Here is a 24,214-nt window from a genome sequence, read left to right on the forward strand (position 1 = left end):
TGCGTCTCTCATAACGCTCACCAGAACGCTTCTGGTGTTGTAAGGTTAAGCCTCACGGGTCATTAGTACCGGTTAGCTCAACGCATCGCTGCGCTTACACACCCGGCCTATCAACGTCGTCGTCTTCAACGTCCCTTCAGGAGACTTATAGTCTCAGGGAAGATTCATCTCGAGGCAAGTTTCGCGCTTAGATGCTTTCAGCGCTTATCTCTTCCGCACTTAGCTACCGGGCAATGCCATTGGCATGACAACCCGAACACCAGTGGTGCGTTCACTCCGGTCCTCTCGTACTAGGAGCAACCCCTCTCAATCTTCCAGCGCCCACGGCAGATAGGGACCGAACTGTCTCACGACGTTCTAAACCCAGCTCGCGTACCACTTTAAACGGCGAACAGCCGTACCCTTGGGACCTACTTCAGCCCCAGGATGTGATGAGCCGACATCGAGGTGCCAAACACCGCCGTCGATATGAACTCTTGGGCGGTATCAGCCTGTTATCCCCGGAGTACCTTTTATCCGTTGAGCGATGGCCCTTCCATTCAGAACCACCGGATCACTATGACCTGCTTTCGCACCTGCTCGAGCCGTCACTCTCGCAGTCAAGCCAGCTTATGCCATTGCACTAACCTCACGATGTCCGACCGTGATTAGCTGACCTTCGTGCTCCTCCGTTACTCTTTAGGAGGAGACCGCCCCAGTCAAACTACCCACCAGACACTGTCCCCACGCCGGATTACGGCGCCAGGTTAGAACATCAAACGTTAAAGGGTGGTATTTCAAGGTTGGCTCCACGCAGACTGGCGTCCACGCTTCAAAGCCTCCCACCTATCCTACACATCAAGGCTCAATGTTCAGTGTCAAGCTGTAGTAAAGGTTCACGGGGTCTTTCCGTCTTGCCGCGGGTACACTGCATCTTCACAGCGAGTTCAATTTCACTGAGTCTCGGGTGGAGACAGCCTGGCCATCATTACGCCATTCGTGCAGGTCGGAACTTACCCGACAAGGAATTTCGCTACCTTAGGACCGTTATAGTTACGGCCGCCGTTTACCGGGGCTTCGATCAGGAGCTTCTCTTGCGATAACCCCATCAATTAACCTTCCGGCACCGGGCAGGCGTCACACCGTATACGTCCACTTTCGTGTTTGCACAGTGCTGTGTTTTTAATAAACAGTTGCAGCCAGCTGGTATCTTCGACTGGCTTCAGCTCCGGGAGCAAGTCCCTTCACCTACGCGCCAGCGTGCCTTCTCCCGAAGTTACGGCACCATTTTGCCTAGTTCCTTCACCCGAGTTCTCTCAAGCGCCTTGGTATTCTCTACCTGACCACCTGTGTCGGTTTGGGGTACGATTTCGTGTTACCTGATGCTTAGAGGCTTTTCCTGGAAGCAGGGCATTTGTTGCTTCATCACCGTGGTGACTCGTCATCACGCCTCAGCCTTAAGTGTTCCGGATTTGCCTGGAACACAAGCCTACACGCTTAAACCGGGACAACCGTCGCCCGGCCAACATAGCCTTCTCCGTCCCCCCTTCGCAGTAACACCAAGTACAGGAATATTAACCTGTTTCCCATCGACTACGCCTTTCGGCCTCGCCTTAGGGGTCGACTCACCCTGCCCCGATTAACGTTGGACAGGAACCCTTGGTCTTCCGGCGAGCGGGCTTTTCACCCGCTTTATCGTTACTCATGTCAGCATTCGCACTTCTGATACCTCCAGCAGACCTCACAGTCCACCTTCGACGGCTTACAGAACGCTCCCCTACCCAACAACACATAAGTGTCGCTGCCGCAGCTTCGGTGCATGGTTTAGCCCCGTTACATCTTCCGCGCAGGCCGACTCGACCAGTGAGCTATTACGCTTTCTTTAAATGATGGCTGCTTCTAAGCCAACATCCTGGCTGTCTGTGCCTTCCCACATCGTTTCCCACTTAACCATGACTTTGGGACCTTAGCTGGCGGTCTGGGTTGTTTCCCTCTTCACGACGGACGTTAGCACCCGCCGTGTGTCTCCCGTGATAACATTCTCCGGTATTCGCAGTTTGCATCGGGTTGGTAAGCCGGGATGGCCCCCTAGCCGAAACAGTGCTCTACCCCCGGAGATGAGTTCACGAGGCGCTACCTAAATAGCTTTCGGGGAGAACCAGCTATCTCCCGGTTTGATTGGCCTTTCACCCCCAGCCACAAGTCATCCGCTAATTTTTCAACATTAGTCGGTTCGGTCCTCCAGTTAGTGTTACCCAACCTTCAACCTGCCCATGGCTAGATCACCGGGTTTCGGGTCTATACCCTGCAACTTAACGCCCAGTTAAGACTCGGTTTCCCTGCGGCTCCCCTATACGGTTAACCTTGCTACAGAATATAAGTCGCTGACCCATTATACAAAAGGTACGCAGTCACCCCATAAAAGAGGCTCCCACTGCTTGTACGTACACGGTTTCAGGTTCTGTTTCACTCCCCTCGCCGGGGTTCTTTTCGCCTTTCCCTCACGGTACTGGTTCACTATCGGTCAGTCAGGAGTATTTAGCCTTGGAGGATGGTCCCCCCATATTCAGACAGGATATCACGTGTCCCGCCCTACTCATCGAACTCACAGTAAGCACATCTTCGTGTACGGGAGTATCACCCTGTACCCTGCGACTTTCCAGACGCTTCCACTGATGCACAAACTGATTCAGGTTCTGGGCTGTTCCCCGTTCGCTCGCCGCTACTGGGGGAATCTCGGTTGATTTCTTTTCCTCTGGGTACTTAGATGTTTCAGTTCCCCAGGTTCGCCTCGCAACACTATGTATTCATGTTGCGATGATGCATAAATGCACCGGGTTTCCCCATTCGGGTATCGTCGGTTGTTGCGGTTCATATCACCTTACCGACGCTTATCGCAGATTAGCACGCCCTTCATCGCCTCTGACTGCCAGGGCATCCACCGTGTACGCTTAGTCACTTAACCTCACAACCCACAAGCGTCCCGCAGGATACTGTGTGCTGTAAGCATTTGAGAGACTCGACCATATCGTTAATTTCATTCTTATTACGGAGAATGAAAACGACATGTCGTTTCAATTTTCAGCTTGTTCCGGATTGTTAAAGAGCAAATATCTCAAACGTGACTCGCCTTACGGCTGAATCAGTTTTGAGATAGGGTGGTAAACTGCATGGTGGAGCTAAGCGGGATCGAACCGCTGACCTCCTGCGTGCAAGGCAGGCGCTCTCCCAGCTGAGCTATAGCCCCATACAGTTACTGCAGAGACCATCTACTACCAGGAGTTACATTTTCGTGATGACACGCGAATGTAATTTCTGCTCAGGCAAGGCATGCGGAAGGGACGTTTACTTCGGTAAACGACCGCGCGCATAACGCAGCATGAGAAGAAATTTGGTAGGCCTGAGTGGACTTGAACCACCGACCTCACCCTTATCAGGGGTGCGCTCTAACCACCTGAGCTACAAGCCTGTAGAGGTTTTTTCTGCTCGTTACTTTTCTATCAGACAATCTGTTGTGGACACTACGCGGGAAAGTATCTTCAGGTAAGGAGGTGATCCAACCGCAGGTTCCCCTACGGTTACCTTGTTACGACTTCACCCCAGTCATGAATCACAAAGTGGTAAGCGCCCTCCCGAAGGTTAAGCTACCTACTTCTTTTGCAACCCACTCCCATGGTGTGACGGGCGGTGTGTACAAGGCCCGGGAACGTATTCACCGTGGCATTCTGATCCACGATTACTAGCGATTCCGACTTCACGGAGTCGAGTTGCAGACTCCGATCCGGACTACGACGCACTTTGTGAGGTCCGCTTGCTCTCGCGAGGTCGCTTCTCTTTGTATGCGCCATTGTAGCACGTGTGTAGCCCTACTCGTAAGGGCCATGATGACTTGACGTCATCCCCACCTTCCTCCGGTTTATCACCGGCAGTCTCCTTTGAGTTCCCGACCGAATCGCTGGCAACAAAGGATAAGGGTTGCGCTCGTTGCGGGACTTAACCCAACATTTCACAACACGAGCTGACGACAGCCATGCAGCACCTGTCTCACGGTTCCCGAAGGCACTAAAGCATCTCTGCTAAATTCCGTGGATGTCAAGAGTAGGTAAGGTTCTTCGCGTTGCATCGAATTAAACCACATGCTCCACCGCTTGTGCGGGCCCCCGTCAATTCATTTGAGTTTTAACCTTGCGGCCGTACTCCCCAGGCGGTCGACTTAACGCGTTAGCTCCGGAAGCCACTCCTCAGGGGAACAGCCTCCAAGTCGACATCGTTTACGGCGTGGACTACCAGGGTATCTAATCCTGTTTGCTCCCCACGCTTTCGCACCTGAGCGTCAGTCTTTGTCCAGGGGGCCGCCTTCGCCACCGGTATTCCTCCAGATCTCTACGCATTTCACCGCTACACCTGGAATTCTACCCCCCTCTACAAGACTCTAGCCTGCCAGTTTCAAATGCAGTTCCCAGGTTAAGCCCGGGGATTTCACATCTGACTTGACAGACCGCCTGCGTGCGCTTTACGCCCAGTAATTCCGATTAACGCTTGCACCCTCCGTATTACCGCGGCTGCTGGCACGGAGTTAGCCGGTGCTTCTTCTGCGGGTAACGTCAATCGGTAAGGTTATTAACCTCACCGCCTTCCTCCCCGCTGAAAGTACTTTACAACCCGAAGGCCTTCTTCATACACGCGGCATGGCTGCATCAGGCTTGCGCCCATTGTGCAATATTCCCCACTGCTGCCTCCCGTAGGAGTCTGGACCGTGTCTCAGTTCCAGTGTGGCTGGTCATCCTCTCAGACCAGCTAGGGATCGTTGCCTAGGTGAGCCATTACCCCACCTACTAGCTAATCCCATCTGGGCACATCCGATAGCGTGAGGCCCGAAGGTCCCCCACTTTGCTCTTGCGAGGTTATGCGGTATTAGCTACCGTTTCCAGTAGTTATCCCCCTCTATCGGGCAGTTTCCCAGACATTACTCACCCGTCCGCCACTCGTCACCCAAGGAGCAAGCTCCTCTGTGCTACCGTCCGACTTGCATGTGTTAGGCCTGCCGCCAGCGTTCAATCTGAGCCATGATCAAACTCTTCAATTAAAAGCTTGATTTGCTTAAACACGTTAAGCGATGCTCAAGTGTAAAACACTCATAATGAATTTCATTATGTGTTCACTCTTAAGACTTGATATTTTTTGCGTCCGGAGACGCTGATATCAATCCTGCGAGTGCCCACACAGATTGTCTGATAAATTGTTAAAGAGCGTTGCGGTAAGCGCCTTGGCGACTTACTGCGAGGTGGCGTATAATACGCTTTCCTCCTTCAGAGTCAACCTCTTTTTCAGAAGTTTTTCTCCGGCGGCTCAGCTTCCTGAACCTCCTGAGCCGCCGGCCTGTAAGCCGTTGTGCCGTCTCAGTGGTTGCGCATTATAGGGAGTTCCCGACGGCTGACAAGTATTTATTACAAATTAATGACTGACAGCCTCAATTTTCAACAACACGTCTTTTTTTAACGCGATTTGCTGTTTAATCCAGCAAATTCATGGGTAAAACGGCTCACCTGATCCCAATCTGTATATTCCACTTCCTTACGGGTATCGGTTTCCCCTCCGGTCATACGCATAATCAGCTGAATCATCATGCGGTCAAAAAAGCCATAGCGCGGATAGCGCAACGCGCCCGCAAAGACGGCACAGCAATCGGGTGCCCAGGGAGACTGAAGTAAGAATTTACGCGTATAAGCATTCGTCTGTGGCGAACGCTTCTCAGCTTTGCGGGCGGTCAGGTTAACGGAGAAGAAACCGCTGGGACGCTGCTGCAGTTCTGCGAGATTCTGCTTTACGAACTTATTCAGCTGCGGATGGAAATGTCCATAACGGATAGAGGCGCCGATAAGTACCCGATCGTACTGCGACCAGTTGATCGTCGAAGCATGAAGGATATTCATCAGCTCGCACTCCTGATGCTCCTTTAGCTGGTTAGCGATATAAGACGCGATTTCGCGAGTCTGACCATCACGGCTGGAAAAAAGGATTAGCGCTTTCATAGAAATACTCAACTCGGTTATTCACGCCAGAAAGTCGGCGTGAACAGGACTAATAGTGTAAAGACCTCAAGGCGACCAAAAAGCATGGTCAGAATCAAAATCCATTTCGCCGTATCGTTCATGGTGGTGAAGTTGTCTGCCACTACCCCCAATCCCGGCCCCAGATTGTTTAGCGTTGCCGCCACCGCCGCAAAAGCAGAAAAATCATCTACTCCCGTCGCGATAATGGCCAGCATACTCAGCAGGAAAACCAGCGCATAGGCTGAGAAGAAGCCCCATACGGCTTCGAGGATACGCTCCGGCAGCGCGCGATGCCCAAGCTTAATTGTATATACCGCGTTCGGGTGTACCAGTCGTTTAAGCTCACGGGAGCCTTGCTTAAACAGCAACAGGATACGGATGACCTTCAGCCCGCCGCCGGTCGACCCCGCACAGCCACCGATAAAAGCAGAACAGAGCAACAGCACCGGCAGGAAAAGCGGCCAGCGGGCGATACTGTCCGTCGTAAAGCCTGCGGTAGTCGCCATTGAGACAACCTGGAAAAAAGCCTGATTAAGGGTTTGCAGGCCGCTGTCATAGACGTCATGAAAATAGAGCACCAGTGTACAGATGATAACCAGCGTCAGCTGAACGCCAATGAACATACGAAATTCCGGGTCTCGCCAGTAAACACGAAGGCTACGCCCGCTAAGCAAGGTAAAGTGCAGGCCGTAGTTACATCCCGAAATCAGCAGGAAAATAGCAATGATGTTATTGATCGTTGCGTTGTCAAAATAGCCAATACTGGCATCATGGGTGGAGAAGCCACCTATCGCGATGGTTGAAAAGCTATGACTGATAGCGTCAAACAGCGACATGCCCGCCAGCCAGAGCGCCAGGGCACAGATAACCGTCAGCAGGACGTAAATCAGCCACAGGGTCTTTGCCGTTTCAGCAATACGGGGCCGCATTTTATTATCTTTTAGCGGGCCGGGCATCTCAGCCCGGTAGAGCTGCATTCCCCCGACCCCCAGAATAGGCAGGATAGCGACGGCCAGCACAATAATTCCCATACCGCCAAGCCATTGCAGCATCTGCCGGTAGAAAAGGATTGCCTTGGGTAGAGAATCCAGCCCCACCAGCGTGGTGGCACCGGTGGTGGTTAATCCCGAGAAGGATTCAAAAAAGGCATCCGTCAGCGACAAATCCGGATGCTCGGAAAAGATAAAGGGCATTGCCCCAACGCTGCCCAGCACTGTCCAGAACAGCACCACGATCAGAAAACCTTCGCGCGGCTTCAGTTCGCTTTTTTGCTTCCGGTTAGGCCACCAAAGCGCTGAGCCAATCAGGAGCGCCATAAGAAATGTCTGGGTGAATGCGCGTCCTGCACCGTCACGGTAGATCAAGGCCACCAGCCCAGGCACGATCATCGTCCCTGAAAACAAAATGACCAGCAAACCCACTATGCGGGTAATGGTGCGAAAGTGCATTCAGCTGTTCCTTTCCTGCCAATAATAGTGTTAGTTGTGTGGCACCAGAGCGAGCGCTCCGCGGCTAAAATCAGTCAGGTTTTGCGTGAACCCGTCAATCTGACCATGCGGGAGTGCCAGCGACAAAGCAACCTGCTCCCCGAACGTGTTATCAAGAAGCTGTCCGTTAAACCGCTGAATCATTCTTTCAACCTCAGCCAACTGAGCATAGTCGCAGGTTAAGGAAAAATGGCGCATTGGTATTTTTTGCTGACGGGGTAATAACTTCAGCGCCTGCTGCACGCCGCCGCCATAGGCTTTCACCAGGCCGCCCGTGCCCAGCTGTATCCCGCCGTAGTAGCGAACCACTACCGCGGTGATTTCACCAATATGACTTCCCATAAGCTGAGCGAGCATCGGTTTCCCTGCGGTACCTGATGGTTCACCGTCATCTGAAAAGCCTAACTGCTGTGAATCCGAAGGCGCGCCAGCCACCCAGGCCCAGCAGTGATGCCGGGCCGTTGGATGCGCTTTTTTCACCCGCTGAACAAAGGCGCGGGCGGCTTCGATGCCCTCAGTATGATCAATCAGCGTGATAAAACGACTTTTCTTTATTTCCTCGCTGAAGCTGAATTCACCAGCAGGAATATCGTAGGCGTTCATTAATCGAGTTTCAGATCCCGCGTCATGTTTTCCACACCGTTTCGCTGGATCACCACATTATCTTCAATACGAATCCCACCGTAAGGCTTCAGCGCATCAATACGGTCCCAGTCAAAATGGTGGCTGAATTTACCTTCGCGCCAGGGCGCCAGCAGGGAGTCGATAAAATAGATACCGGGTTCAATCGTCAGCACCATGCCGGGTTCAAGTACCCTTGTACAGCGCAGGAACGGATACTGTGCCGGAGCAGGGAGATGGGTACCCTTATCATCCTGCATAAATCCGGCCACATCATGTACCTGAAGTCCCAGCGGATGGCCCAGCCCATGTGGCATAAATGGCCCGGTCAGATCGTCAGCAATCATCGCTTCCTCACTGATACCTTTGACCAGCTGAAATTTCAGCAGAAGTTTCGCCAGACGCTGATGCATCTGCTGATGGTATTCACTGTAGCGGACGCCCGCTTTCAGTGTAGCAATCAGCGCCAGCTCTTCGGCATTCATCGCTTTGATCAGCTGCGCGTATTCGCTGTCGTCATGCGCGGCATAAGTACGCGTTAAATCTGCCGCATAGCCATTATATTCCGTCCCGGCATCAATCAGAAAGCTGCGCGAGTGTTCCGGCGGCAGAAGATCAAGCTGGGTATAGTGCAATACAGCCGCATGCTCATTAAGCGCAATAATATTACCGTAAGGCACATCGGTATCCCGGTGTCCTGTTGCGCTGAGATAGGCGTTATTAATATCAAATTCGCTCATACCAGACAGAAAAGCTTCTTTCGCCGCTTTATGTCCGACCACCGCGCTTTTTTGCGCTTCGCGCAGGCAATAAAGCTCATAATCAGTTTTATAAGAACGATGGTAATGCATGAAATCGATCGCGCCCTGTGGATTGATCAGGTCGGATTTCATGCCAAGCTGGGCTGCGCGCTGAGGCACCGGCCCGATATACGCCACGTTCTGGCGCTGGGCAGGCAGTAATTGGTCGATATCCTCCGCATTTGTCAGCGCAATAAGCTCCACTTCGTCCGTCCAGAAGCTTTGCGGCAGCGGTTCGACCTTATGCCAGTAATCAACCGGCGAATAGAACCAAAGTTTGGGTTTATTAACGCCATCTATCCATAGCCAGCAGTTGGGAACGGACGTCACCGGAACCCAGGCTTTAAACTGAGGATTCACCTTGAAAGGATAGTGATGATCATCGAGGAAAACCGTCATCAGTTCTCCGGAGTGAATCAGCATTGCATCCAGCTCAAAACGTGCCAGAACCTGCTGAGCCCGCTCTTGTAGCGTCTTCAGATGGCCCTGATAAAGCGTCACCAACGATTCCATAACTCTGCCTCCGTTATCGCGAAATTGCCCGCATATTACCACAGGCATTGCCGCGATGCCGTTCTGCCGCTGCTGTGATCTTGTTTGCAAATTAGCAAACAGTCGTTTGCAAATAATTAACATACATCCCACACTCTCGCTCATCTGGTATGACCAGATCCCCTCATCGCTGCATCAGGAGATACACATGCTCTACCAAGGCGAAACCCTGACCCTGAACTGGCTGGACGATGGCATCGCTGAACTGGCCTTCGATGCGCCCGGCTCCGTCAATAAGCTGGATACCCGAACCGTCGCCAGCCTGAGTGAGGCCATTGCGGTTCTGGAAAAGCAATCCGGACTACGCGCACTCCTGCTCAGCTCGCGTAAGCCCGCCTTCATTGTGGGCGCAGATATCACCGAATTTCTTTCGCTATTTGCCGCTCCAGCTGAAAAACTGGCTGAATGGCTGCATTTTGCTAATGGTATTTTTAACCGTCTGGAAGATCTGCCGGTGCCTACGCTTTCGGCGATACAGGGCTATGCGCTGGGCGGTGGATGTGAATGCGTGCTGGCCACCGATTTTCGCATCGCTACGCCAGACGCCCGTATTGGCCTGCCCGAAACCAAACTGGGCATTATGCCGGGCTTTGGGGGATCGGTACGCCTGCCACGCTTACTGGGCGCAGACAGCGCGCTGGAAATTATCGCCGCCGGGAAAGATGTTAATGCCGGACGGGCACTTGCGCTGGGCCTGGTCGATGCTGTGGTTGAGGCGGATAAATTGCATGAGGCGGCGCTGGCTATCCTGCGGGAAGCGATTGCCGGTAAGCAAGACTGGCGCGCGCGCCGGCAGCCTAAGCTTGATCCGCTGAAGCTGAGCAATATCGAAGCCGCCATGAGTTTTACCCTGGCGAAAAGCATGGTGCAGCAAACGGCAGGTAAACATTACCCTGCTCCGTTAACCGCGGTAAAAACCATCGAGGCCGCCGCAAGGCTGGGGCGCGATGATGCATTAAAACTTGAAACGAAAGCTTTCGTATCTCTGGCAGGATCGAAAGAGGCTCGTGCGCTGGTAGGCATATTCCTTAACGACCAGGCTGTTAAGAGCAAAGCTAAAAAACTGACCCGTGACGTGGAAGTACCTGAGCAGGCAGCGGTGCTGGGCGCAGGCATCATGGGCGGCGGTATCGCCTGGCAGTCCGCCACCACCGGCGTTCCGGTGATGCTGAAAGATATCAGCCCCGCATCTCTGGAACTTGGTATGAAGGAAACCGCCAGGCTGCTGAACAAACAGCTTGAGCGGGGCAAAATCGACGGCATGAAGATGGCCAGCATTCTTGGGACCATTCAGCCTACCCTCAGCTATGCCGATTTTGGCCGGGCCGATATCGTGGTTGAGGCCGTGGTTGAGAACCCGCAAATCAAAGCGGCGGTGCTGGCGGAAACCGAGCGTCACGTCGGCGATAACACCATTCTCACCACTAATACTTCCACCATTCCGGTGAGCCAGCTGGCGCAGGCCCTTCAGCGGCCAGAAAATTTCTGCGGTATGCACTTTTTTAACCCGGTGCCGCGGATGCCGCTGGTCGAAGTGGTACGCGGCGAAAAAACCGCAGAGGCCACGCTGGCAAAAGTCGTAGCCTGGGCCAGCAAAATGGGCAAAACGCCCATCGTGGTGAAAGACTGCCCCGGCTTTTTTGTTAACCGCGTTTTGTTTCCCTATTTTGCTGGTTTCAGCCTGCTGCTGCGCGACGGCGCGGATTACCGCCAGATCGATAAAGTGATGGAAAAACAGTTCGGCTGGCCAATGGGTCCGGCCTGGCTGCTGGATGTGGTAGGTATTGATACGGCGCATCATGCGCAAAGCGTGATGGCGGAAGGCTTCCCTTCGCGAATGAAAAAAGATTACCGGGATGCGATAGATGTGTTGTTTGAGGCGAAGCGATTTGGTCAGAAAAATCAGGCAGGCTTTTATCGCTGGGAAACAGACAGCAAAGGTAAGCAGAAGAAAATAGTGGATCCGGCGGTGGATGAGCTGCTGCAAACCGTTTGCCAGCCCGGTCGCGTTTTCAGTGATGAAGAAATCTTGCTGAGAATGATGATCCCCATGATTAATGAAGTGGCCCGCTGTCTGGAGGAAGGCATTATCGCCACGCCAGCGGAAGCGGATATGGCCCTGGTCTACGGTCTGGGTTTCCCACCGTTCCACGGCGGTGCCTTCCGCTATCTCGATACAACAGGCAACGCGCATTTTGTTGACCAGGCCGCGGCATACAGCCAGCTTGGCGCGCTATATCTGCCGCCAGCGGGCTTACTGGATAAAGCCGGGCGTGATGAAAAGTGGTATCCCCAGGCAGCGCCCATCGGCGATGTCATTCCCCAAACGGCGTGAGGAGAGCGAAATGGAAAAAGTAGTGATTGTTGATGCGGTCCGCACGCCGATGGGCCGTTCGAAAGGCGGTGCGTATCGCCATGTCCGGGCAGAAGATTTATCAGCGCATCTGATGCGTAGCCTGTTAAGCCGTAATCCGTCGCTGGCGGCGGATGAACTTGATGATATTTACTGGGGCTGCGTACAGCAAACGCTGGAACAGGGATTTAATATCGCGCGGAATGCGGCTCTGCTGGCGGAAATCCCCCATCGCGTGCCGGCAACGACCGTCAACCGGCTGTGCGGCTCTTCGATGCAGGCTCTGCATGATGCCGCCCGCGCCATTATGGTGGGCGATGCCGAAGCCTGCCTGATCGGCGGCGTTGAACATATGGGACATGTGCCGATGAGTCACGGCGTGGATTTCCATCCGGGATTGAGCAAAACGGTAGCCAAAGCGGCAGGCATGATGGGGCTGACGGCAGAAATGCTGGCGCGAATGCACCATATCAGCCGTGAAATGCAGGATGCCTTTGCCGCCCGTTCGCATCAGCGTGCCTGGGAGGCCACTCAGGCGGGCCATTTCAAAAATGAGATCGTCCCCACCAGCGGCCATGATGCCGACGGCGTGCTTAAATGCTATGACTACGATGAAGTGATCCGTGCCGAAACGACAGCGTCTGGCCTGGCCGCCCTGCGTCCGGCCTTTGATCCCGTCAACGGCACGGTGACCGCAGGCAGTTCATCAGCGCTTTCAGACGGTGCGGCCGCCATGCTGGTAATGAGTGAATCTGCTGCCCGCTCGCGGGGGCTGACGCCGCGCGCTTATGTAAAATCAATGGCCGTCGTCGGCTGCGATCCCTCCATCATGGGCTATGGTCCGGTTCCTGCATCGACGCTGGCGCTGAAAAGGGCGGGCTTAAGCATCAGCGATATTGGCGTCTTTGAGCTGAACGAAGCCTTTGCTGCCCAGACACTGCCCTGCATTAAGGATCTCGGTCTGCTGGAAGTGATGGATGAAAAGGTGAACCTCAACGGCGGCGCCATTGCGCTGGGCCACCCCCTCGGCTGCTCCGGGGCAAGGATCAGCACCACGCTGCTGAATCTGATGGAACGGCGGGATGCCCAGTTTGGCCTGGCCACCATGTGTATCGGGCTGGGCCAGGGCATCGCCACCGTCTTTGAACGCGCATAATACGTTGATCTGGAAAGTTTACTGCTCTTCTTCCCGCCCATTGAGGCGGGTTTTTTTTATCAAAGCGCCATTCAGATGAAAGCGAAGGCATCGCCGAACATCTGCTCTTCTTTTGCCTCACGTTCTGCGCAGAAACGTTCACGGGCAATTTTGGCCATCTCAAAGCGTCCTGCAATATAGATATCATGGCCGGCAAGCGTGCCAAAGTCATGCATCACCGCCGTCAGCACGGTGCCGCTACGTCCTTCCCAGCCCGCTTCAGGCTGTTCAACGACAGGAATGATCTTAAGATTAGGATGCTTCACGGCCAGTGCGTCCAGTTCCTCCAGATCGTAGAGGTGTTTCAGCTCCCGTCCGCCCCAGTAGAGCGCGATATGGCGATCGGGCTGTTTTGACAGCGCGGTCAGCAGGATGGAACGGGCATAGGAGAAGCCGGTGCCACCCGCGATCAGGACCAAAGGGCGCTCACTCTCTTCGCGCAGCCAGGCATCGCCGTGCGGAATATCCACGGTGATTTTGCGCTGCTGCTGGATCCGCTCCATCACCGCCATCGCATAGAGATTCAGATCGGACGCGCCGATATGCAGCTCAATGATCTCTTTTTCCATCGGCGTGGAGGCCAGTGAGAACGGGCGCTTATCACGCTCGTCCATCACCACCATCAGGTACTGGCCCGCTTTGAAGCTGAATTCTGCTTCAGGCACCATGCGGACCCGGTAAACGGTATCGGTAATCGCCTCTACCGAGGTCACTTTACAGCTTAACGTTGTCATGCGTTCCCTCTGTCGGGTCGAATTCATTTACCGGAGGCGGCACTGCGTCCGGTGGTCTCAGTCAGGATACCCAGTTCATCCCAGATCGCATCAATGCGCGCCGTGACGGCAGGATCTTTGCGGATCGGGCGCCCCCATTCACGATCGGTTTCACCCGGCCACTTATTGGTGGCGTCCAGGCCCATTTTCGAACCCAGGCCTGACACCGGCGAGGCGAAATCCAGGTAATCGATCGGCGTATTCTCAACCAGTACGGTATCCCGCGCCGGGTCCATTCTCGTGGTAATGGCCCAGATAACATCATTCCAGTCGCGCGCGTTTACATCGTCGTCACACACAATAACAAATTTGGTATACATAAACTGTCGCAGGAAAGACCAGACGCCCATCATCACGCGTTTAGCATGGCCCGCGTACTGTTTCTTCATTGTCACCACCGCCAGGCGATAGGAACAGCCCTCCGGAGGAAGATAAAAATCGACAATTTCAGGAAACTGCTTTTGCAGGATCGGGATGAAAACCTCATTGAGCGCCACGCCGAGCACGGCAGGTTCATCGGGCGGACGGCCAGTGTAGGTTGAATGATAAATGGCATCGCGACGTTGCGTAATGTGCGTCACGGTGAACACCGGGAAATCGTCTACTTCATTATAGTAACCCGTATGATCGCCGTAAGGTCCTTCCGGGGCCATATCACCCGGTTCAATATAGCCTTCAAGCACGATTTCCGCGCTGGCGGGCACTTCGAGATCGTTTGAGATGCATTTGACGACCTCCGATTTCGTGCCGCGCAGCAGGCCAGCGAAGGCGTATTCAGAAAGGGTGTCCGGCACCGGCGTAACCGCGCCCAGAATAGTGGCCGGATCGGCCCCCAGCGCGACGGCAACCGGGAAGCGCTCGCCGGGATGCTGCTGACACCATTCCTGATAATCCAGCGCACCGCCGCGGTGGGACAACCAGCGCATAATCAGGCGGTTTTTGCCAATCACCTGCTGCCGATAAATCCCCAGGTTTTGCCGCTCTTTATGCGGACCACGTGTGACCGTCAGGCCCCAGGTGATCAGCGGTGCCGCATCTTCAGGCCAGCATTTCATCACCGGGATTTTATGCAGATCCACCTCTTCGCCCTGCCAGATCTGCTGCTGGCAGGGGGCATCCCGCAGCCGTTTGGTCGGCATATTGAGGACCTGTTTCCACTGCGGAATTTTATCGAAGAAATCACGAAAGCCGCGCGGTGGCTCCGGCTCTTTCAGGAAGGCCAGCAGCCGTCCCACATCGCGCAGCGCACTGACATCTTCCTGGCCCATCCCCATGGCGACGCGCCTGGGCGTACCGAAGAGGTTGCAGAGCACTGGCATACTGTAGCCCTTTGGGTTTTCGAACAGCAGCGCCGGCCCGCCCGCCCGTAGGGTACGGTCAGCGATTTCGGTCATTTCCAGATCGGGATCGATCGAATGCTTAATGCGTTTCAGCTCTCCCCGCTGTTCAAGCAGCGCGAGGAAATCACGTAAGTCGTGGTATTTCATGACTTCTCATCAATAGGGTCAGTGAATCGGCCATTATAGGGATGATTACGCACGTATGCTTAGTTTTTCGAGGGGGGTTACAAAGCCAATCGGACGTAGCGGCAGATTTTTCCTGATACACCTGTCGGAAAGCATCCTGCGGTGACGATGCTGAAAGGGCGGCGCGATGCCTGTTTCCATCACCAGCACCGGACTCCCAAACTGAACGTTAACCCCTGATAAAAACGAGTAACTAGCTCATATAACTGTACGCTGACTTGCCATAAATTTTAAACAAAAGCCGGATAATGTTCTGCTTTAAACAGCCGCAATCGCCAGGAATAATAATGGCGTTGTCCGTATTGAATTATTACATCCCCATTCACAGAATGATTTAAGACGAATATCAGACGGCCAGTCAAACACCTTAAAAGTGTGTGGGTTTATTACAGAAACGGCATGGCAATAAGCACTCGCTTAACCCATAAAAAATTAAGATAAAACTGAATAAATACCCTTAATTTACTGTGTGTATATTTTATATTTCTGAAAAATCAAAGGATTATATAATTTGATATGTTGAGGTTTTTTTTATACTATCTGAAAGCCCATCGCGAATGGTAGCGATTACATAACACCATATAATTATTTGTCAGCCAGTGACGCTTCCATGAGCCTACTAAAAGAGCCATTCAAATGAATTCTACGGTTTATGTCGTTGATGATGATGAATCGGTAATCGCTGCGCTACGTAATCTTCTGAATTCGGAAGGTTATACTATTGCGTCTTTTACCTCCCCTCAGTCATTTCTGGCGCAGCCAGGGTATGAGATGCCCAGCTGTCTGATTGTTGATATCAATATGCCCGGCACAGATGGCTTTGATGTCTCACGTATTCTTCATGAACGGGGCTATTCCATTCCCACCATATTCCTGACCGGTTTTGGCACGATCCCTATCACCGTTAAGGCGATGAAAGCGGGCGCTTGTGAATTTCTGACCAAGCCAGTCATGCCGGAGCCTCTGTTGCAGGCGGTCTCTGAAGCCCTGCGAAGTGCCGAAGAGACGATGGCGACATCGCTTGAGAACCTGGATCTCACAGAGCGCCTGCGCTCACTGACGCCACGGGAACATGAGGTATTGCTGCTGGCCGTAAGCGGCCTGCTGAATAAACAAATTGCGGCGGAAATGGGCGTTAGCGAGATCACGGCGAAGGTACATAAGCGCCGGGTGATGGAAAAAATGAAGGTACGCTCCATCTCCGATTTAGTCAGAGCGACTGAACGACTGAACTTATTTAAACAGCCGAACGTTTAGTTCAGACACCGGTTTATACCACTGCATTATCTCAGGCAGCGCCAGCATGCCGCCTGAAAAAGAAAAACCTCCCCGTAATCACTAAATACCTCGGCAATCCACTGCTTCACCAGGCAGCTTTCCTGCGCACCACGTGGCGCTATGCTTTAAAAAAACACCCGAGCCACCGGAGGACTTATACTGATTCGACTGGCAGCGTAAACCAGAACAGGCTTCCCCCGCTTTCCCTGTTACAGGCGTTCAGCTTACCTCCGTGGCGCTTGATGATGTCATCACTGATGGTGAGGCCCATGCCCATCCCTTCCGCCTTTGTGGTGTAAAAAGAGTCAAATATTTTGCCAATCACGTCATCACTCAGGCCAACACCGTTGTCCGCTACTTCAAACCGCACCACATCGGCAGAAGGATGGAAAGAGGTTAGCCGCAGCACACGGGAGCCGGTATTTTCAGCCATAGCATCAATGCCATTCATCACCAGATTCAGTAAAACCTGCTGAATTTGCACGCGTTCACAAAAAATATGATCGTTGTCAGCCCGCAGATCCAACTCAAGCGAAACATATCTGCGTTCAAATTCCAGCCGGGAAAGAGAAAGAATATCCAGCGCCAGCGTATGAAGCCTGGCGGGGGCGAACTCCGACACCTGATTTCGGGTAAGCGACTGCAATCCACGGATAATATCTCCCGCACGACTGCCTTCCTGGATGATCTCTTCTATGCTCTCACGCGCTTTTTCGAGCTGCGGCGGCTCCCGTTTCAGCCAGCGCAGACTGGCGCCCGCATTGGTGACGATAGACATCAACGGCTGATTGATTTCATGCGCAATGGAAGAGGTAAGCTGCCCTACCGTCGTGGCGCGTGATACCCGTGCCAGATCGGCCTGGGCGATACGGACGGCGTCTTCCGCCATACGCTGGTGGGTGATATCCGTCAGCGTACCGAAGTATTCCTGCGTCTCCGGCCAGCTGTCCACCGGTTCGCCAATCCCTTTAATATAACGGCACTCGCCGTCTGAACGGATGATACGAAACTCCGCCTGCATTATGGTGCCTTTGCGCACGCTTGTTTCAATCAGCTCTCTGAGCGAGGGAATGTCATCAGGATGAACACGACTCTGAAATTCCGCCATTGATGTGCTGGCCTGTTCCGCCGGCAGCCCCATAATGCGCTTGTACTCATCCGATATCAGCTGAATGTCGGGTTCCAGATGCCAGTGCCACGTGCCCGTATTACTGATTTTTTCGCCCAACATCAGCGAGGTCTGGCTGGCGCGAAGCTGTTTCTCCACCCGCCGCCGCTGAATGTTTTCATCCATCAGTTCGGCGTAAAGCCGCGCGGTCTCAAGCGAGACGGCCGCCTGCGCGCCCAGCATTGAGACGATCCTGGAATGCTCGGCGGTAAAGACGTCCGGTATCAGGCGGTTTTCCAGATAGAGAACGCCAACCATCTGCGCCTGTTTGAACATAGGCACACACATCACGGCCGCCCCCGATGCGACAAGGTAGTGGTCCTGGCTGAACGGACTGAATAGCTCCGGTTTGCCGGTGCGGATTTCCTGCCCGGTGCGGATAACGGCCGTCAGCACCGAGAGCGGCAGATCGGTCGCCAGCGGCGTTTCTTTGACAATTTTGACCTTAATGCCTTCAGCGGTGGTGGTCGCCCGGGCCTGAATTTCAGGGATATTGCCTTCGGTTAAACGGATCAACAGGCAGTGCTGCGCGCCTGCACGCTCAACAAGCATTATCATCAAAATATTGATCAGCCGATCCAGATTGATCTCTTCCGTCAGGGCACGGATAGCCGTCACCATACTCTGTAAATCGCTGATCAGTGCATTCTGTTTAAAGCTGATGGTGTTCAGCGCCGTTTCCTTACGCTGCGTAACCAGATGAGGATACAAGGTCTCAAGCTGACGCAGCCTGGCCCCGGCGCCCCAGAGTTCCCAGGCGGTCATCGCTCCCCTGATATAGGCCTCAGCGGCAACCTTCAGCCCGCTGGAGGCCGAAAACCGGGCAGCCAGCTCACAGGCCAGCGCATTGATATGGTGAAACTGTCCTTCCCGCGAGAGCGTCATGGCGGCTTCATACTGCTCTGCAGCCTGAAACTTATGCCCTTCCAGTCGTGAAAGCTCCGCCTGCAGAAGTGCCTCTTTATCAGAAAATGTCTTCGCGTTTTCGATGCACCATACCGTGATTTTATCCAGATGCTTGATAAAACGCCCCCGGATTTCCTCACTGAACTCCCTCTCCGTCAGGGGGATGGATAAAGAGAGGGCGCTGTATAAGTGGAAATCGAGCATATGAATATGCCCCGGAATAAGTTCGGCCAGCGGAGCCGCATCGGCGAAATAACGGCTGGCGGCGGAATGTTCGCCCGCAAAAAAATGCGCCATGCCCTTATAGAGCAGCGTCCAGAACTGCATCAAAAACAGGGGTTGCATCGCTTTTATCGGCACAGAGTGACCCGCCGCGGGCGGCATAAAGTCCTCTCCCGTAAAGGCCCCAATGCCCGGACGCCTCAGGTATAAAACGAAGTCACGCTGCATCTGCATAATGACTTCCACATCGTGATATTGCGCTTTACGAACATAGGTCAGTCCTCGCTCAATGGAGGTCTGTACGGCGTCAAGATGGTCTCCCCGCGCCAGATAATTCATGGTGAGATGCCGGAGCGCCAGGCAGGCTGAGGTGCGATCGCCATTTTCCACGGCAACATCGAAAGTAGCCTTAGCGCGTTCAATCGCGTAGGTCACCGGCATCGTCCAGATACTGACCTGATCCAGCGGCAGAAGCGTGCGTGCTTTGTAGCTGGCAAAATCATGTTTATAGACGAGCTGCCGGGCCAGCAAGGCGCTGGCAAATCCCCGGCTGTATTCGTCGTAATGGTCGCCGCACAGAACACCATACCAGGAGAGCGCAAATGTTGACGCTCCGGTCATCCCTCTGGCCATCGTCAGGTGAAGCAGCTTACAGATAATCATAAACTGCAGGCGCGGATTGACGAAGGCCGCGAACGTGCTGGCGCTGGCCATCAGGTTCATCACGGCTTCCGTCTGGCGGCAGGTAACCCGCGGCAGCGATCTGAAGCGGGTATAGGGATTCTTCCCGACATCTTCCTTCAGGGCAATTCTGGCGGCGTCACACTCTGCTTTATCAGGATGGCGACTGAGCCGGATCCCGAATACCGCAAGCCAGGCGATAATGGTTTCAAGCGCCAGCTGGCTGTCCGACTGCCGCATATGGATCTCGGCGATCAGACAGGCTGCCACGGCTTTATCCGTCAGCTCGCCGGGCGCCGTGAGCAAGGCCGTACAGCGTTCCAGGGCTGTAGTCAGGTTACCGTTCAGAAATTCACATTCCGCCTCTTCCAGCAGCAGCTCGACATTATCTCTGGCATTGATCTGCGCGTTCAGCGCATGGGCGGTTTGTAGAAAGCGTAGCGAGGAAACAAAGTCGCCGGTAATCTTTGCCCGCTTCGTTGCCTGAAGAATAAGCGCACAAAATCGCTCTGCATCCGGCAGGATCAGTGAGACATTTTTTACGGCGGCGATATGGTGTACGGCCCTGAACAGAGGATCGTGATTTACCGTTTCCTTCGTTATGCTGGCAAGGGTCTGAGCCGCCTGATAGTGCAACGTATCTTTCTCCCCGGAGGAGATAAGATCCCGTGCCGCTTCATGCATTCTGTCATGCATAAAAGCGTAATCATCGCCGGAGAACGTAATCAGGCGGGCCGTCACGGCGGGCGTCAGCCTGGCTTTGAGATCGCTGACCGGCACAGTGAGGATCTTACTGAGCAGCAGCAGATCTCCCGACCCGCCAAGACAGGCTACCTGCCCCAGTAACGTGCGGACGGAGAGGGGCAAAGTCTCTATCTGCTGTAACACGCCAGCGGCCACGTTTTCGGCGTAATGAGATCCTTTAATGGCATGACGGTCATACACCCACTTCGTCATATGGTGCGTTATCAGCCCGTCCCGGACAGCCTGCCGGTAAAATTCATGGGTAAATAAGGGATTCCCCTCCGTCTTTTCATGAATCAGCTGCGCAAGTTCCGTGGTAGCCGACGAACGGGTATGGAACAGACCGGCCAGCCATCGGGCAATATGTTTAACGGAAAGCGGCTCGGGAATAATCGTGGTCACACGCGTCGCTGCCGAGCAAATCTTCACCAGATTGGCCGCGACTGCCGTGCTGGGTAAAGAGAGAGTATCCCGATGGGAAATAACTAACAGTAAAGGAAGATCTTCACTCTGATTGAGCAAGTTTTGCAGCAGTTGCAGCGTTGCCTGATCGGCCCAATGTAGATCATCTATTAACATCACCAGCGGCCTGCCCGGCGCTGTGAACGCTTTTACCAGACGACAGGCCATCACGTTGAATTTGTCCCGGATGTCGAGCACGTGAGCCTCTGGAGGCAGCTTCGCTTTCTGGTCGAGAAGCACGCCCAGCTCAGGTATCAGACTCACGGCAAAGCCCGCATGATCTCCCAGAATCCGGGTAATCTGCAGCTTCCATCGCGCCATCTCTGCGGCAGGCAAACCAAGCAGGTGAAGCGTCAGGGAACGAAAGGCTGAGGTAAAGACCGCATAGGGAAGAACGGGGGAATGCTGATCCGCTTTAACAACGCTCAGTAACGCTTTTTTCTGCTGAAGGATTTTTACCGCGGAGGCGATAAGCGACGATTTTCCCGTCCCCTGTGCGCCGCTGATCGCCACCAGCGAATGCTTGCCGCTGCTGTGAACATCCTCGTAGGCAGCCAGCACATCGGCAACCTGCGGATGATCGGCATAAAGCGCATCGGAGATCGTTCCGGCAGGCTGGCTATCCTGCAGCCCCAGCGCAAAAGCATCGAGCATCCCATCCGGCATCAGAGTCGACTGGCAGCGGCAGAGATCGGCCAGCAGGCCTTCCGCCGTCTGATAGCGGGCTTCCGGCGATTTAGCTAACAGACGCAGGATAATGGCGGAGAGAACGACTGGAATATCCTTGCGCAGCAGATGGGGCGGCTGCGGCTCTGAGGCGATGTGGTGATGTACCCATTCCGCGTGCCCTTCTTCCACATGACCAAAAGGCAGCCTGCCGGTAAGCAGCTCATATAAGACAATCCCGAGGCTGTAGAGGTCGCTCTGGCTGCTGACCCGGTGAGGCGTACGTGAGGTGTGCTCAGGAGACATATAAGCCAGCGTACCGCCGGTAACGGGCAGCTGGCTCTGCTGCGTATCGGAGGCAATCCTCGCCAGGCCAAACCCTCCCAGACGAAACGCCCCCTCATCCGCGATAAAAAAATTCGCAGGCTTAATGTCGCCGTGCACTATTCCCTGCTGATGCATCAGGCCGAGCGCAGTACAGAGCATCACCGCTCTGTTAAGAAAATCCAGCAGAGTTTCCGGCGGCAAAAACGGGGAGTCAGCCAGCGTTTTGTAGTTAAAGGCCGGATAAATCAGCGCGTATCGCCCGTGATAGTAGGTGTGCCCGCCCGGCTTTACCGCCCACTGCGCTGACAGCTTATCCCGCAGCGAAAGTTCATTTTTCAGCAACTGCGTGACCTGAAAAACGGCCTCCTCGCTGGAGGCCGTCGCCAGGGTAAAGGTTTCACCGGTAGAAGTATCCCGGCAAAGTAGCCACTCAATACTTCCTTCCTGTGCCAGTGGCGTCATGATGACCTCCTCTGACAGCAAAAAACCCTCAGTTTCAGCAGACAGTAGCGTCAGGGGAATCGCGCTCATGGGTGGGCCTCTCCCGAGGAAAGTTCCAGTCGGATATGGTCAAACAACGTATCAATTTCGATCGGTTTTCGCAAAAAAGCGATCGCGCCCAGGCTGATGGCGTAGTGAAGCATGGCTTCATCACCGTTACCGGAAATGATAATCCCCGGTGGGTTTATAAGCCGCCGGGTCAGTTCGGTAAAAAGCTCAAAGCCGCTCATGCCTTTCAGATGCACATCGATGATAAACAGGGCAGCGTCAGCCATCGCGCTGTCGTCACCGAGCAGCGCTTCCCCCGATTCGAAAACCAGCGTTGTGTAACCTTCTGACTGAATTAAGTTACTGAGCCCATTACGAACGGAACGTTCGTCATCAACGACGACAATACGCCTCGGCAACGTCATGCTGTTATCCTTTGATCATACTCACGCTGACGTGAGAGGCTTCCTTAGGAAGGCTTATCACCTGAAGGCGGGGGCGTACCGCTAATTTTAGGGACGCACTCGTGGCGAAACCAGGCCATCGTAACAGGCTGGCGGTTGATCAGTCTCTTACACAGCGGAATAATCTGTTCGCCAATTAACATCCCAAACAGGCCAAGCAGCGCGATGATGGGCGGCGCGGGAGAATTGACGTCTATTATGGCGTACACCACGCCGGCCAGAATGCCGGTTGCCAGCGCGATAATGTAGGATTTCAGCATCGTCAGCCCACCCTGCCAGCAGTCAGTGGCAGCCGGGATGGCGTTGTTGCACCAGCACTCAGCTCAGCGGGCTTTATGTGCAGGCCCGCCGTGGTGACTTGCGTAAACTGCGCGCTAAGCTGGCTGCCGATAATCATGCCCAGCAACCCCACCAGCGCAATGGCGGGCGGCGCAGGCGAACGTACGTTGAGCAGGGCGTACAGCAGACCGATCGCTACCCCAGCACCCAGAGAAATCAGTAAAGGACTCATCAAGGCCCTCCTGTGAGAAGTCAGTGCAGGCCAGCTAAACGCTGGCCTGCAAGACAATCAGCGTGCCGAAACCGGTGCCAGAGTCTTGTGCTCGCTCTTCTGGCGTGAAGGCGCTTTGTGCACCATGGTATAGGCATAATCAACGCCAATGCCGTAAGCACCTGAATGCTCTTTGGCGATATCCATCACCGCGTTGTAGGTATCTTTATGCGCCCAGTCACGCTGCCATTCCAGCATTACTTGCTGCCAGGTCACCGGGATTACGCCGGCCTGAACCATACGCTGCATCGCATAATCATGGGCTTCTTTCGTGGTGCCGCCTGACGCGTCGGCAACCATGTAAATTTCGTAATCGCCTTCCAGCATGGCGCACAGTGCGAAGCTGTTATTACACACTTCCGTCCACAGACCGGACACAACAACTTTTTTCTTACCGTTGGCCGCCAGCGCATCACGGACTTTCTGGTCATCCCAGGAGTTCATTGAGGTACGCTCAAGAATGTCCTGGCCTGGGAACACATCCAGCAGTTCCGGGAAGGTGTTGCCAGAAAAGCTTTCCGTTTCCACGGTCGTCAGCACGGTAGGGATATTGAAGACTTTAGCGGCTTTAGCCAGCGCCACGACGTTGTTTTTCAGCACCTGGCGGTCAATCGACTGTACGCCAAACGCCATCTGTGGCTGCTGGTCAATGAAGATGATCTGGCAGTTGTCTGGCGTCAGTACTTCAAGTTTTTTGTTGGTCATGATTGTGCCCATTGAGGTTATGTTGCTGAGTTCCGTGTGTTATCACGCCGGAAATTAAAAGACAGCAGCCGGGCAACTGACGCAGAAGATATGTGTTCGTCAGACCAGCGGTCACTGTCTGAGCGCAGTGTATGAGGCTTTTTTTTGCCCGGCTATTATCTCTGTGTATAGGTATACGAACGTATACCTATCCGTATGTATAACTAGACGCTC

The 24,214-nt window shown here is 54.0% G+C and carries 14 protein-coding genes, 2 tRNA genes and 2 rRNA genes; 3 read left to right on the forward strand and 15 right to left on the reverse strand.

All coding sequences use genetic code 11. From position 1 onward, the window contains the following. Window positions 1-41 precede the first annotated feature (41 nt). The 8 genes from EA20_RS0106440 to pepQ form a co-directional block, all read right to left on the reverse strand. Window positions 42-2,944: ribosomal RNA gene (locus EA20_RS0106440) — 23S ribosomal RNA — on the reverse strand. 206 nt (window positions 2,945-3,150) lie between these two features. Then, window positions 3,151-3,226 (reverse strand) — tRNA-Ala (locus EA20_RS0106445). A gap of 145 nt (window positions 3,227-3,371) precedes the next feature. Next, a tRNA-Ile gene (locus EA20_RS0106450) sits at window positions 3,372-3,448 on the reverse strand. A gap of 75 nt (window positions 3,449-3,523) precedes the next feature. Beyond that, window positions 3,524-5,065 (reverse strand): 16S ribosomal RNA (locus tag EA20_RS0106455). Together the 16S and 23S rRNA genes with 2 tRNA genes alongside form the textbook arrangement of a ribosomal RNA operon. 409 nt (window positions 5,066-5,474) lie before the next feature. Then, entirely contained in the window at window positions 5,475-6,011 is a 537-nt protein-coding gene (gene hemG, locus EA20_RS0106460; RefSeq protein WP_024966046.1) for a menaquinone-dependent protoporphyrinogen IX dehydrogenase, read from the reverse strand. A gap of 17 nt (window positions 6,012-6,028) precedes the next feature. Then, window positions 6,029-7,480, reverse strand: coding sequence for a Trk system potassium transporter TrkH (gene trkH, locus EA20_RS0106465; RefSeq protein WP_024966047.1), 1,452 nt, complete (start codon window positions 7,478-7,480; stop codon window positions 6,029-6,031). A 30-nt stretch (window positions 7,481-7,510) separates the two neighbouring features. After that, on the reverse strand, window positions 7,511-8,122 hold the full coding sequence (locus EA20_RS0106470) for an IMPACT family protein (RefSeq protein WP_024966048.1): 612 nt from the start codon (window positions 8,120-8,122) through the stop codon (window positions 7,511-7,513). Next, complete coding sequence (gene pepQ / locus EA20_RS0106475; protein ID WP_024966049.1) at window positions 8,122-9,453, reverse strand: Xaa-Pro dipeptidase; 1,332 nt, start codon at window positions 9,451-9,453, stop codon at window positions 8,122-8,124. The genes EA20_RS0106470 and pepQ overlap by 1 nt, the downstream gene beginning before the upstream one ends. A 187-nt stretch (window positions 9,454-9,640) precedes the next feature. On the opposite strand from pepQ, the gene fadB reads away from it, so the two are divergent. Next, entirely contained in the window at window positions 9,641-11,827 is a 2,187-nt protein-coding gene (gene fadB, locus EA20_RS0106480) for a fatty acid oxidation complex subunit alpha FadB (RefSeq protein WP_024966050.1), read from the forward strand. Between the two features lie 10 nt (window positions 11,828-11,837). Next, the gene (gene fadA, locus EA20_RS0106485) at window positions 11,838-13,001 is read left to right on the forward strand and encodes an acetyl-CoA C-acyltransferase FadA (RefSeq protein ID WP_024966051.1); all 1,164 of its coding nucleotides are present in this window, start codon (window positions 11,838-11,840) and stop codon (window positions 12,999-13,001) included. Between the two features lie 71 nt (window positions 13,002-13,072). Here the strand turns inward: fadA and fre are convergent, their stop codons facing one another. Then, the gene (gene fre, locus EA20_RS0106490; RefSeq protein WP_024966052.1) at window positions 13,073-13,774 is read right to left on the reverse strand and encodes an NAD(P)H-flavin reductase; all 702 of its coding nucleotides are present in this window, start codon (window positions 13,772-13,774) and stop codon (window positions 13,073-13,075) included. 23 nt (window positions 13,775-13,797) lie between these two features. Then, window positions 13,798-15,300 (reverse strand): 4-hydroxy-3-polyprenylbenzoate decarboxylase, encoded by a 1,503-nt coding sequence (ubiD, locus tag EA20_RS0106495; protein ID WP_024966053.1) that lies wholly within the window; start codon window positions 15,298-15,300, stop codon window positions 13,798-13,800. 675 nt (window positions 15,301-15,975) lie between these two features. Between ubiD and EA20_RS0106500 the strand changes: the two genes are divergently transcribed. Further along, a complete protein-coding gene (locus tag EA20_RS0106500; RefSeq protein ID WP_024966054.1) occupies window positions 15,976-16,596 on the forward strand; it encodes a response regulator transcription factor in 621 nt (206 codons plus the stop codon). Between the two features lie 175 nt (window positions 16,597-16,771). Here EA20_RS0106500 and EA20_RS0106505 read toward each other — a convergent pair whose 3' ends face one another. The 5 genes from EA20_RS0106505 to EA20_RS0106525 are packed head-to-tail and all read right to left on the reverse strand — an operon-like array spanning window position 16,772 to window position 24,001. Further along, entirely contained in the window at window positions 16,772-22,324 is a 5,553-nt protein-coding gene (locus EA20_RS0106505; protein WP_024966055.1) for an ATP-binding sensor histidine kinase, read from the reverse strand. Further along, window positions 22,321-22,707: a response regulator gene (locus EA20_RS0106510; protein WP_024966056.1), complete on the reverse strand. Its 387-nt coding sequence runs from the start codon at window positions 22,705-22,707 to the stop codon at window positions 22,321-22,323. Before EA20_RS0106510 ends, EA20_RS0106505 begins: the two co-directional genes overlap by 4 nt. A 44-nt stretch (window positions 22,708-22,751) precedes the next feature. Further along, entirely contained in the window at window positions 22,752-23,006 is a 255-nt protein-coding gene (locus EA20_RS0106515) for a XapX domain-containing protein (RefSeq protein WP_038381542.1), read from the reverse strand. Window positions 23,007-23,008: 2 nt separating this feature from the next. Further along, on the reverse strand, window positions 23,009-23,257 hold the full coding sequence (locus tag EA20_RS0106520; protein ID WP_024966058.1) for a DUF1427 family protein: 249 nt from the start codon (window positions 23,255-23,257) through the stop codon (window positions 23,009-23,011). A gap of 57 nt (window positions 23,258-23,314) precedes the next feature. Then, window positions 23,315-24,001 (reverse strand): hydrolase, encoded by a 687-nt coding sequence (locus tag EA20_RS0106525; RefSeq protein ID WP_024966059.1) that lies wholly within the window; start codon window positions 23,999-24,001, stop codon window positions 23,315-23,317. Between the last annotated feature and the right edge of the window lie 213 nt (window positions 24,002-24,214).

The organism is Pantoea sp. IMH, from assembly GCF_000599885.1.
Lineage (GTDB): Bacteria > Pseudomonadota > Gammaproteobacteria > Enterobacterales > Enterobacteriaceae > Erwinia.